General features: G+C 54.0%; 9 protein-coding genes. 3 read left to right on the forward strand and 6 right to left on the reverse strand.

Annotation, left to right across the window (positions count from 1 at the left end; translation table 11 throughout):
- Nucleotide 1 precedes the first annotated feature (1 nt).
- The 4 genes from HV037_RS23075 to HV037_RS23090 form a co-directional block, all read right to left on the reverse strand.
- Nucleotides 2-880 carry a [formate-C-acetyltransferase]-activating enzyme gene (locus HV037_RS23075; RefSeq protein ID WP_075848799.1) on the reverse strand — a complete coding sequence of 293 codons (879 nt, stop codon included), beginning with the start codon at nucleotides 878-880 and terminating at the stop codon, nucleotides 2-4.
- The gene (locus HV037_RS23080) at nucleotides 846-3143 is read right to left on the reverse strand and encodes a formate C-acetyltransferase (protein ID WP_016157928.1); all 2298 of its coding nucleotides are present in this window, start codon (nucleotides 3141-3143) and stop codon (nucleotides 846-848) included. The genes HV037_RS23075 and HV037_RS23080 overlap by 35 nt, the downstream gene beginning before the upstream one ends.
- A 102-nt stretch (nucleotides 3144-3245) precedes the next feature.
- A complete protein-coding gene (locus HV037_RS23085; RefSeq protein ID WP_016155279.1) occupies nucleotides 3246-3566 on the reverse strand; it encodes a PTS fructose-like transporter subunit IIB in 321 nt (106 codons plus the stop codon).
- Nucleotides 3567-3580: 14 nt separating this feature from the next.
- Entirely contained in the window at nucleotides 3581-4660 is a 1080-nt protein-coding gene (locus HV037_RS23090; protein ID WP_003825153.1) for a PTS fructose transporter subunit EIIC, read from the reverse strand.
- Nucleotides 4661-4968: 308 nt separating this feature from the next.
- On the opposite strand from HV037_RS23090, the gene ptsP reads away from it, so the two are divergent.
- From ptsP to HV037_RS23105, 3 genes are read left to right on the forward strand one after another with little or no spacing between them, the layout of a single operon-like run.
- Nucleotides 4969-7470 carry a phosphoenolpyruvate--protein phosphotransferase gene (gene ptsP, locus HV037_RS23095; protein ID WP_029139689.1) on the forward strand — a complete coding sequence of 834 codons (2502 nt, stop codon included), beginning with the start codon at nucleotides 4969-4971 and terminating at the stop codon, nucleotides 7468-7470.
- Between the two features lie 15 nt (nucleotides 7471-7485).
- Nucleotides 7486-8148 (forward strand): fructose-6-phosphate aldolase, encoded by a 663-nt coding sequence (fsa, locus tag HV037_RS23100; protein WP_019077903.1) that lies wholly within the window; start codon nucleotides 7486-7488, stop codon nucleotides 8146-8148.
- A 12-nt stretch (nucleotides 8149-8160) separates the two neighbouring features.
- Nucleotides 8161-9264 (forward strand): glycerol dehydrogenase, encoded by a 1104-nt coding sequence (locus HV037_RS23105; protein WP_016155275.1) that lies wholly within the window; start codon nucleotides 8161-8163, stop codon nucleotides 9262-9264.
- Between the two features lie 84 nt (nucleotides 9265-9348).
- On the opposite strand, the gene katG is transcribed toward HV037_RS23105, so the two are convergent.
- Together katG and metF are read right to left on the reverse strand one after the other, a co-directional pair.
- Nucleotides 9349-11529, reverse strand: coding sequence for a catalase/peroxidase HPI (gene katG / locus HV037_RS23110; protein ID WP_016155274.1), 2181 nt, complete (start codon nucleotides 11527-11529; stop codon nucleotides 9349-9351).
- Between the two features lie 168 nt (nucleotides 11530-11697).
- Nucleotides 11698-12585 carry a methylenetetrahydrofolate reductase gene (metF, locus tag HV037_RS23115; RefSeq protein WP_103284374.1) on the reverse strand — a complete coding sequence of 296 codons (888 nt, stop codon included), beginning with the start codon at nucleotides 12583-12585 and terminating at the stop codon, nucleotides 11698-11700.
- Nucleotides 12586-12649 lie beyond the last annotated feature (64 nt).

Here is a 12649-nt window from a genome sequence, read left to right on the forward strand (position 1 = left end):
ACTATCCTCCTACTGTTACCTGAAATCCGGCGCATTCTGCCATCTTACGTATAAAACCTATCTCTTGCGCCGACGGGACGGGCACTTCTTTCATCGACCAGGGTAATCCGAGCAGGTTGTATTTCGGTTCGCCATATTGATGAAACGGTAGCAGGTGTACCTGCTTTATGCCTAATGATGACAACAGCGTCAACGCCTGCTGCGTGTTCTCTACATTCATCGTAAAGCCCGGAATCAGCGGCAGGCGAGGTATGATATTAACCCCTTCAGCGACCATTAGTCGTAAATTCGCCAGCACGCGCGGCAGGTTCATATTAATGGTCTCACGCGCCAAATGGACATCCATAATTTTGAGGTCAAACAGCACCTCATCGCACTCTCTTGCCAGCGATAACAAACGACTGGCTGGCGCATCGCCAGCTGTTTCAATCGCGCAGCGAACATCCCAGCGCCGCAGACGTTGCAGGAATCGTACGGCAAAGGGCGCTTGCATCAGCACTTCACCACCGGAAAGCGTCACCCCCCCGCCAGAGGTGCGAAAGAAAATATCATCTTTCATCACTTCACGTTCCAGCTCGTCCAGCGAGATATCACGACCGATACGTTCAAACGCACCGGAGGGACACTCATCAGCATCACGTAGGCAGGGTGTACAGTGCAGGCATTTACTCTCCCGCCGTACTGTTTCAATACGTGGGGAGAGAGATTCAGGGTTGGCGCACCACGGGCAGGTATGCGGACAACCTTTAAAAAAGACTACCGTACGAATACCTTGTCCATCATTCAGTGAGTAACGCTGAATATTAAATATACGCGCGACGTCCTCGCCACGTGGGTCAATAACCTCACAGCTGATGCGCGGTGCGGCGAATGATGTCATCCTGGATCTCCTTCGACAGCTCGACAAAGAAGGCGCTGTAACCCGCCACGCGCACCACCAGCCCGGCGAAATCTTGTGGGCGCTGCTGCGCTTCTCGCAATGTGTCGGCATTCACCACATTAAACTGGATGTGCTGGAGCTTGAGCTGGGTAAATGCCCGCAGAAAATCCGCCAGCTTGCGTAAACCAGCCTCACCTTCCAGTGTGGCTGGCGTAAACTTCACGTTCAGCAAAGTCCCATTGGAAAGCAATGTGTTATCCAGCTTGCTGACCGATTTCAATACCGCCGTCGGCCCTTGCATATCCTGCCCCAGCATCGGCGACAGCCCCCCGTCCGCCAACTGTTCCCCGGCGAAGCGACCATCTGGTGTCGCTCCGACGACCGAACCCAGCGGCACGTGCGCAGAGACAGTATATGAACCCGGTGTAAATTGCCCGCCGCGTGGATTCTGGTATTTCTCTACCTCTTTGCAGTAATGACGCAGCAGTTCGGCGCTGATGTTATCTACATCATCAATATCGTTGCCGTATTTTTCGAAGCGGTTAATCAGCCGGGCGCGAATTTTCTCGCCTTCCGGGGTAGCAAAGTTGTCTTTTAGCACCGACAAAAGTTCGTCAAAAGTTAAGCGCTGTTGTTCAAATACCAGTCCATTGAGCGCATGCAGCGAATCGCTCAGGTTCGCAATACCGATCCCCTGTACGCCGGAGAAGTTATAACGCGCGCCGCCGTCGGTAATATCACACCCTTTATCCAGGCAATCGCTAATAAACGAGGAGAGCAGCGGCACCGGCGCCCAGTCGCGATGACCGATATCGCAGATATTACTGCCTTCGACCATCAACGTAATGTAGTGGCTGATTTTGGCACGAATATGCTTCAACAGGTCTTCGTACGTCAGCGCGCGATTGCCTTCGTTCTCATGCAGGCAGATTTCCATTACTTTCAGCAGATTAAACATGGCGATGTCGTGCAAACCGTATGTTCTGCCAGGAATAGACAGCTCGACACAGCCGACTACCGCGTAATCTCGCGCATCTTCCAGCGAGACGCCACGGTTAAGAAATGCGGGCACCACCACTTCATCATTAAAGATTTGCGGGATGCCGGTCCCGAGGCGAATGGTCTGTGCCGTTTTCATCAGGAACGGCGTATCGATCAACGCGTTCGTGCGCACACCGAGATTTGGTTGCGGCAGTTGTACGCTCTGATAAGCATCAAGACAGAGAAACGACAGTACGTTTACCGCACTACGACCATTCTCCGTTAATCCCCCAAGCAGTGCGGTGTAACCCGTTGGGAAGCCAGCGAAATAGCGCGCGCTGCTTGTGGATCGCAGCAGTACAATGTCATTGCATTTCACCCATAGCGATTCGAGGATTTCTTTTAAGAGTGCAGGATCTTCCCCCTGCGTCAGCGAGGTCTGATAAAACGGCAGCATATACTGGTCGAAGCGTCCGAGTGAGAGCGAACTGGCGTTGGACTCATATTGCAAAATAATGTTCATGTACCAGAACAGCTGACATGCTTGCCAGAAGGTTTGCGGCTTATGCTGGGCGTTATGCCGGGAGTTTTCCGCAATCGTCAGCAATTCCTGACGTCGCTGCGCATCCGGGCAGTTTTCCGCCATTTGTTCTGCCAGCAGGGCGTAACGCAGAATGTGGCTTTGCGAAGCCTCAAGCAGCAACAGAGCAGCCTGATAAAAGTGGTTATCCGGCTGCTGCAGACAATGCGCCCGCATCTGCGCTACCAGTTCGCCAAGCCCGAGATTCAACAGGCGTGGATAATCAATAATGATATGCCCCTGACCTTTATCCGTCTGGTTAACGCTAAAAATCTGCGTACGGACAGCGGCTTTTACCTCATCGGTCATCTGACCGTTGATGAAATCTTTCATCGACCGCTTTTCCCAGTACGGATACAGCACATCGCGATAGAGATGTTTATCCTCTTCGCTGATGTCAAAACGGTCCTGCGGACGGGTTGGAAACTGCTCCAGCTCGTTGAGCAGCCAGTAAGGATCCATTTCCGGTGACATTATGCCCGCCCGCGGTTTAACGGTACGGTTCCCGGCTATCAGTTCCTCATCACGAATCGATATTTCAACGTGCTCAAGAATATATGCGGTGGCTTTCGCCCGCCGCAGAATAACCGGCTCTCCCTCCGTCTGCTGGTGGCTGGCGGTATATAGCAGCGCACGCTCAAGCGAAATTTCGCGGTTATTCTGAAACAGAGCGTTTTTTAAACGTTGGATACGGTTAGTCATGAGGAACTCCTGTAGAAAAACTGATGCCAGATGGCGCTGTGGTTATCTGGCCTACGTATCAGTAGGCCGGATAAGTCGCCCCCCCCTCCGGCAAACAAACCGTTATGCGGTTTGCGCAAGGTGTGCGCCAATCTTGTTCATGATGGCGTCGGCACGTTTCACTGCATCGCTGATGTTGACACGAACGATAGTTTTGCCCGCAAAACGCTCTTCAAACTTAATACCAATGTCTTTGGTCAGAATCACCATGTCGGCTTCTGCCACATCCGCCGCGGTCAGTTCGTTTTCCAGACCGATCGACCCCTGAGTCTCAACCTTTACTTCCCACCCCTTGGCTTTAGCGGCGCTTTCCAGCGCTTCGGCGGCCATATAGGTGTGGGCAACGCCAGAAGGACATGCAGTTACTGCGATAATCTTGGTCATGACTCATTCCTCACTTAATTCATTTCAAAATCTAAATCCAGGTCGTCTTCTTTCTGGTCGACCTGAGACACTTTTTTCCGCGCCAGACTTTTCAGTACGTTAACGCACACTGCGGTCACTACAGCCCCTACGGCAACCGCCGCGATATAACCCAATTTTCCTTCCACGACCGGCAGAACAATCAGCCCGCCCCAGCCGGCATAACACTGCGCACCAAACAGCGCGGCGGTTACCGTGCCGCAGGCCGAACCCACCATAATGGATGGGATAACGCGCAGCGGATCGGCGGCAGCAAAAGGAATTGCGCCTTCCGTTACGCCAACGCAGCCCATCACCAGCGCGGCTTTACCGGCTTCACGTTCTTCAGAAGAGAAATTCTTACGACCAATCAGCGTCGCCAAACCTAAGCCCAGCGGCGGCACGCAGATCCCTACCGCGGCGATTGCCACCACGGTATAAACACCCTGCGCCACGCAAATCAGCATGAAGGCGTAGGCAACTTTGTTAATCGGCCCACCCATATCGAAGGCCAACATCAGTCCCATAATTACCGCCAGCAGCACGATGCTGCCCTGCTGCATACCCTGCAGCCACTCGGTCAGGCTAGTGGTTAACGCGCCAACGGGTTCTCCCAGGCCCCACATCATGATGCCTGCGGTGATAAAGGTGCCGACAATAGGAATAACGAAGATAGGCATTACCGATCGCAACACCTTATGTACGGGGATCTTCTTCAGATAATGGACGACGATACCGCCAATAATCCCGGCAATTAGCGCGCCGAAAAAACCTGCGCCGAAGCTGTTTCCCACCCATGCGCCAATCGCACAAGGGGCGAGAGCAGAACGTTCAGCAATGGAATAACCAATGTAAGCGGCAAGGAATGGCACCATCAACGTCAGCCCTGCGACGCCAATATCAAACAGTTTCTTGAGATTAGGATCGGTCGCCGCATCCGGTACCGCGCCCTTGCCATACAACATGACGGAGACCGCCAGCAAAATTCCACCCGCGACTACGAAGGGGATCATATGCGAAACACCTGTCATCAGGTGCTGACGGGTATTTTTCAGGATTTGTACCAACTCTTTCATAAGTCGCTCCCAGGCTGCCTAAAGCCCATATCCATAAACTTGTTGCGGAAAACAATAGGCAATCCGACGCGGCGCAAACAGTGGATAAAAAGGCCATTTGCTGGACTTTTGTAATGTCAGCGCAAAAATGCGATCCGCCTCATAACTTGTAGTTTCTCGGAATTTATAGAGGACATGCTGACTTGTGAGGGATATCTCACTTTGATGGTTACATTACATTTATCCAGTTTTTGGCAGATTTGTCAGATGGCAGGTTCAGGCGTTGCCCTTTTATCCTGTAGCGAGAAATCGTTATGGGAGATGAGGCTATGGCCCTGATTGTGGAATTTACCTGTGAGCTGCCCAATGGCGTACATGCGCGCCCGGCAAGTCACATAGAAACGCAGTGCAACACCTTTACTTCGCACATTGAGTGGCACAACCTGCGTACCGAACGTAGGGGTAACGCCAAGAGCGCATTGGCACTGATTGGCACCGATACTCTGGCGGGTGATAGCTGCCAGTTGCTGATTTCCGGTGCAGATGAACAGGCAGCCCACCAGCATTTAACCCAATGGTTACGTAATGAATTTCCACACTGCGATGCACCGCTAGCGGAAGCCAAAAGCAACGAGCTGGAGCCACTTCCTGCATCCCTCACCAATCTAAACCCACAGCTTTTTCGCGCTCGCACCGTCTGCAGCGGCAGTGCGGGAGGCGTACTTAGTCTGCTCTCTTCGCTGGATCTCAACGCCCTTAACAATCTCCCATCCGCTAAAGATATTGAAACCGAGCAGGCGGCACTGGATAACGGCTTAACGCTGCTGATGAAGAATATTGCGTTTCGGTTACTCGACAGCGACGGCGCAACCAGTGCGATTCTGGAAGCACACCGCTCGCTGGCAAGCGACCTCTCACTGCGTCAGCACCTGCTCGCTGGAGTATCTCGCGGGTTAAGCTGCGCCCAGGCGATTGTCGAAAGTGCCGGACATTTTTGTGATGAATTCGCCCGCTCCAGCAGCAGTTATTTACAGGAACGTGCGCTGGATGTGCGCGATGTCTGCTTCCAGCTTCTGCAGCAAATTTATGGAGAGCAGCGTTTCCCTGCGCCGGGAAAACTAACCCAGCCTACGGTCTGTATGGCGGACGAGCTCACACCGAGCCAGTTCCTCGAACTGGACAAAACATTGCTGAAAGGCTTGCTGTTAAAAAGCGGCGGTACCACTTCACACACGGTGATTCTCGCCCGGTCATTCAACATTCCTACGCTGGTTGGCGTGGATATTGAATCCTTGATGCCATGGCTGCAGCAAACGGTTTATATCGATGGTAACGCAGGAGCGGTCATTGTTGCCCCTGATGAATCCGTCGTACGTTACTACCAGCAGGAAGCCCGTATCCAGGATGCCATTCGAGAACAACAACGTATCTGGCTGACCCAGGAGGCGCGCACGGGTGATGGCATCCGCATGGAAGTCGCCGCCAACATCGCCCATTCCGTGGAAGCGCAAGCAGCCTTTGGCAACGGTGCGGAAGCGGTTGGCCTGTTCCGCACGGAAATGCTGTATATGGACCGTACCTGCGCCCCGGATGAGAACGAGCTATACAACATTTTCTGCCAGGCGCTGGAGCCCGCGCAGGGACGCAGCATCATTGTGCGCACCATGGATATCGGCGGTGATAAACCCGTTGATTACCTGAATATTCCTGCCGAAGCCAACCCGTTCCTCGGTTATCGCGCGGTGCGTATCTATGAAGAATACGCCGCTTTGTTTACCACACAACTGCGATCGATCCTGCGCGCATCAGCGCACGGTAGCCTGAAAATCATGATCCCAATGATCTCCTCTATGGAAGAGATCCTGTGGGTCAAAGAGAAGCTGGCCGAAGCCAAACAGCAACTGCGTACTGAACACATCCCGTTTGATGAGAAGATCCCGCTCGGTATCATGCTGGAGGTTCCGTCAGTGATGTTCATCATCGATCAATGCTGCGAAGAAATTGATTTCTTTAGTATTGGCAGTAATGACCTGACGCAATACCTGCTGGCGGTCGACCGCGACAACGCCAAAGTTACCCGCCATTACAACAGCCTGAATCCAGCCTTCTTGCGTGCACTGGATTACGCCGTACAGGCGGTACATCGTCAGGGGAAATGGATTGGCCTGTGCGGCGAACTTGGCGCTAAAGGTTCAGTGCTACCGCTGCTTGTGGGACTGGGTCTGGACGAGATCAGCATGAGCGCTCCCTCCATTCCCGCCGCCAAAGCGCGGATGGCGCAACTTGACAGCCGCGCCTGCCGTCAGTTGCTGAATCAAGCAATGGCGTGTCGAACGTCGCTGGAGGTCGAACATCTGCTGGCTCAGTTCCGCATGACTCAACAGGATACCCCTCTGGTTACCGCCGAGTGCATCACGCTGGATAGCGACTGGCGTAGTAAAGAGGAGGTCATCAAAGGGATGACCGACAACCTCCTGCTGGCAGGTCGTTGCCGCTATCCGCGTAAACTGGAAGCCGATCTGTGGGCGCGCGAAGCGGTCTTCTCTACCGGATTAGGTTTTAGCTTCGCCATTCCACACAGCAAATCAGAACATATTGAGCAGTCCACTATCAGCGTAGCGCGCCTGCAAGCGCCGGTACGTTGGGGTGATGATGATGCGCAGTTCATTATTATGCTGACGCTCAACAAACACGCCGCTGGCGACCAGCATATGCGTATTTTCTCGCGTCTGGCACGGCGCATTATGCATGAAGAATTCCGTAACGCGCTGGTTAACGCCGCCTCTGCCGACGCTATCGCCAGCCTGCTGCAACATGAACTTGAACTTTAAAGAGGGTGTTTTTGTATGGAACTTTACCTTGATACCGCCAACGTCGCGGAAGTCGAACGTCTGGCACGCATCTTCCCAATCGCGGGTGTCACCACCAACCCAAGCATTGTGGCAGCAAACAAAGAATCCATCTGGGATGTGCTGCCGCGCCTGCAAAACGCCATTGGCGAAGAGGGCATTCTGTTTGCCCAAACCATGAGCCGCGACGCACAAGGCATGGTGGAGGAAGCCAAACGTCTGAGCAACGCGGTCCCCGGTCTGGTGGTAAAAATCCCGGTGACATCCGAAGGTCTGGCCGCGATCAAGATGCTGAAAAAAGAGGGTATCACCACGCTGGGAACCGCCGTGTACAGTGCCTCTCAGGGGCTGCTGGCAGCGCTGGCGGGGGCGAAATATATCGCGCCTTACGTTAACCGTATTGACGCGCAGGGCGGCGACGGAATTCGCACGGTACAAGAACTGCAAACGTTACTGGAACTGCATGCGCCAAACAGCATGGTACTGGCAGCCAGCTTTAAAACCCCTCGTCAGGCGCTGGATTGCTTACTGGCAGGATGCGAAGCAATCACCCTGCCATTAGACGTAGCGCAACAAATGCTCAATACCCCTGCGGTAGAGTCAGCAATAGAGAAGTTTGAACATGACTGGAACAATACATTTGGTCACATCAACCTGTGAGGGAAATAAAGTATGGATCGCATTATTCAATCACCTGGTAAGTACATCCAGGGTGCCGATGTTATTACCCGTCTTGGCAACTACCTCAAACCACTGGCAGAGCGCTGGCTGGTCGTTGGGGACAAGTTTGTCTTAGGCTTTGCCCAGGGCGCACTGGAAAAAAGCTTCCAGGATGCCGGACTGGCGCTGGAGATTGCACCATTTGGCGGCGAGTGTTCACAAAACGAAATCGACCGTCTGCGCGGCGTGGCAGAAAAAGCGCAATGTGGCGCAGTACTTGGTATTGGCGGCGGTAAAACGCTGGATACCGCCAAAGCGCTAGCGCACTTTATGGGCGTGCCTGTCGCCATTGCGCCAACCATCGCCTCTACCGATGCACCGTGCAGCGCGCTGTCCGTTATTTACACCGATGCCGGTGAATTCGATCGCTATTTGCTGCTGCCCAATAACCCGGACAGGGTCATTGTTGATACCAAAATTGTCGCGGGCGCACCGGCGCGTCTGTTAGCCGCGGGCATCGGCGATGCGTTGGCGACCTGGTTCGAAGCGCGCGCCTGTTCACGCAGCGGCGCAACCACCATGGCGGGCGGTCAGTGCACTCAGGCGGCGCTGGCGCTGGCTGAGCTGTGCTTTAATACGCTGATAGAAGAAGGTGAAAAAGCGATGCTGGCTGCCGAGCAGCACGTGGTAACGCCTGCGCTGGAGCGCGTTATTGAAGCCAACACCTATCTGAGCGGCGTCGGTTTTGAAAGCGGCGGTCTGGCAGCGGCGCACGCCATCCATAACGGCCTGACGGCAATCCCGGATGCGCATCACTATTACCACGGCGAGAAAGTGGCTTTCGGCACGCTGACGCAACTGGTCCTGGAAAATGCGCCGGTCGATGAAATTGAAACCGTTGCGGCGCTGTGTCATTCCGTTGGCCTGCCGATTACCCTGGCGCAACTGGACATCAAACAGGATATTCCGGCGAAAATGCGCATTGTGGCTGAAGCTGCCTGTGCCGAAGGCGAAACCATCCACAACATGCCTGGCGGCGCAACGCCGGACCAGGTGTATGCCGCCCTGCTGGTGGCTGACCAGTACGGTCAACGTTACCTGCAAGAGTGGGAATAACCGACCAATAAAAATCCCCGCAATTGCGGGGATTTTTTGTTCATACTATGCCGGACCCGCACAAGCGATATCCGGCATGGTCTGTTACAGCAGATCGAAACGATCCAGGTTCATCACTTTCACCCATGCGGCAACGAAATCTCTCACGAACTTCTCGTGAGCATCGCTGCAGGCATAAACTTCAGCCACTGCGCGCAGTACAGAGTTAGAACCAAACACCAGATCGGCGCGAGTTGCGGTGTATTTTACTTCGCCGCTCGAACGGTCACGACCTTCAAACAGCTCTTGTGACTCATCAACCGCCTTCCACTCATGACGCATATCCAGCAGATTGACAAAGAAGTCAGTGCTGAGTACGCCAGGGCGATCGGTAAAGACGCCGTGCTGGCTGCCATCAAAGTTGGTGCCCAGTACGCGCATACCGCCCACCAGCACGGTCATTTCCGGTGCGGTTAGTGTCAACTGCTGCGCTTTGTCGATCAGCAGCGACTCGGTGGTCGACACGTCAGGACGAGCGCGGTAGTTACGGAAACCATCGGCAATCGGCTCAAGCAGTTCAAACATCTCAATATCCGTTTGATCCTGACGCGCATCCACACGACCCGGCGCAAAAGGTACCTTGATGCTGACGCCCGCAGCGCTAGCCGCCTGCTCGATACCGACAACACCGGCCAGCACGATAATATCGGCCAACGAGGCAGTATGGGCAGACTTATAAATACCTTCCAGCACAGGCAGAACGCGTGCCGCGGTGGCATTCACATCCCAGCCGCGTTGTGGGTCCAGCGCCAGACGCGCACCGTTAGCGCCGCCACGTTTATCCCCGCCACGGAAAGTCGATGCCGAAGCCCACGCTACCGATACCAGTTCGCCCACGGACAGTCCGGAAGCAGCGATGGTCGCCTTCAGCTTCAGGATATCTTCTTCGCTTGGGTTGAAGAACGCATGCGGCAGCGGGTCTTGCCAGATCAGATCTTCTTTTGGCACTTCCGGGCCAATGTAACGCGATTTTGGCCCCATATCGCGGTGCGTCAGTTTAAACCACGCACGGGCAAACGCTTCGTTGAACGCTTGCGGATCGTTCAGGAAACGGCGAGAGATCTTCTCGAACTCAGGATCGAAACGCAGCGTCAGGTCGGTAACCAGCATCGTCGGCTTGCGTTTTTTCGACGGATCAAACGGATCGGGAATAATTTCTGGCGCGTCAACCGCTTCAAACTGAATCGCGCCTGCCGGACTGCGAGTCTGCACCCACTCATATTTGAACAGGTTCTCGAAGAAATAATTGCTCCATTGGGTAGGCGTCTGCGTCCACACCACTTCCAGACCAGAAGTAATTGCATCCGCGCCCGCGCCACTACCGTAGCTGCTGGCCCAACCCAGGCCCTGCGCTTCAATCGGTGCGGATTCTGGATCGGCGCCAACGTGCGATGCCGCTGCTGCGCCGTGGGTTTTGCCCAACGTATGACCGCCGCCAATCAGCGCCACGGTTTCTTCGTCGTTCATCCCCATGTTACCGAAGGTCGCGCGAATAGCCGCTGCCGCAGAAAGCGGTTCGCCGCTATGGTCCGGCCCTTCCGGGTTCACATAAATAAGGCCCATTTCGGTGGCGCCCAGCGGCGCTTTTGCCAGCTCTTCCGGGTGACGGTGAGTCAGCCAGGCTTTTTCATCACCCCAGTTTACGTCGAGATCCGGTTCCCAGACATCTTCACGACCGGCACCAAAGCCAAAGGTACGGAAACCTGAGTTTTCCAGCGCCACGTTACCCGCGAGGATAAACAGGTCGGCCCAGGAAATTTTCTGACCATATTTCTGCTTGATTGGCCACAGCAGACGACGTGCTTTATCAAGGCTGACGTTGTCCGGCCAGGAGTTCAGTGGTGCAAAACGCTGCTGTCCGCGACCCGCTCCACCGCGTCCATCGATAGAGCGATAGGTTCCCGCGCCGTGCCATGCCATGCGGATAAACAATCCGGCATAGGTTCCCCAGTCAGCGGGCCACCACGGTTGAGATTCGGACAGAAGGGCTCTGAGATCCCCTTTCAGGGCAGAATAGTCGAGTTTACTAAACTCTTTGCGGTAGTCGAAGTCCTCACCCAGCGGGTTCGAACGGTTGGAATGTTGGTTTAAAAGATCAACGCGGAGTTGATTTGGCCACCAGTCGCGGTTATTCGTTCCTGCTCCCGCGCTCTGATCGTGACCGCCTTGATGAAAAGGACACTTACCGGCAGTTGATGCGTTTTGGCTATCGTCGGACATGCTCATCTATATGCTCCCTTTACAGTGTTCTGACTACGATATACACCACCAGAGATAAGATATAGTCGAAATAACCCACAGATTCGATAGCTAATTCCTTTTATATTTTAAGTTACAGAGATGTAGATCAAAATGATCAACAAAAAGCCCTCCGTAGAGGGCTGGGGCATCTGTTTAGTTAGGTCTTACACCCAGTGTGTGACAAATAGCGTAGCTCATCTCGGCACGGTTGAGGGTATAGAAGTGAAAATCCTTCACCCCTTCGCGACTGAGAATTTTCACCATATCCATGGCGATATTTGCGCCCACCAGCTTGCGGGTTTCCGCGTCATCATCAAGACCATCAAACATGGTCGACATCCACGCAGGAATGCGGACGTTGGTCATGTCAGCAAATTTTTTCGCCTGCTTAAAGTTAGATACCGGCAGGATGCCCGGAATAATTTCCACATCGATTCCCGCAGACACACAGCGATCGCGAAAGCGCAGATAGCTTTCTACATCGAAGAAAAACTGGGTGATCGCGCGGTTTGCACCGGCATCAACCTTACGCTTCAGGTTCAGCAAATCGGCCTGAGCGCTTTTCGCTTCCGGGTGCACTTCCGGGTAAGCCGCAACGGAGATATCGAAGTCTGCAACGTCTTTCAGCAGAGTCACCAGGTCGGAAGCATACATATCCGGTTTACCGCTTCCCGGCGGCAGATCGCCGCGCAGGGCAACAATATGACGAATACCGTTTTGCCAGTAGTCCCGAGCAATGGTACGCAGCTCATCGCGGGTCGCATCAATGCATGTCAGGTGCGGGACCGCTTCAAGACCTGTGCGATCCTTAATGCCTTTAATAATGCTGTGCGTACGGTCGCGCTCACCAGAGTTTGCACCGTAAGTAACTGAAACAAACTTCGGCTTCAGGCTGCTCAGGCGATCGATGGAGTTCCACAGGGTTTGCTCCATTTCACTGGTGCGCGGCGGGAAAAACTCAAACGAAACGTTAATCTGACCCTGCACTTCTGCCAGGCTCTGATTCAGGGCTTCCCGCTGGTTGGCGTGAAAAAAGCTCATACCTTACCTCATCAATCTTTTGTCGTTATATGTTGTGTTGTGAACTGCTATACGTTTAGACGTC

It is taken from the genome of Citrobacter sp. RHBSTW-00017, from assembly GCF_013797615.1.
In the GTDB taxonomy this organism is placed as follows: Bacteria; Pseudomonadota; Gammaproteobacteria; order Enterobacterales; family Enterobacteriaceae; genus Citrobacter; species Citrobacter braakii.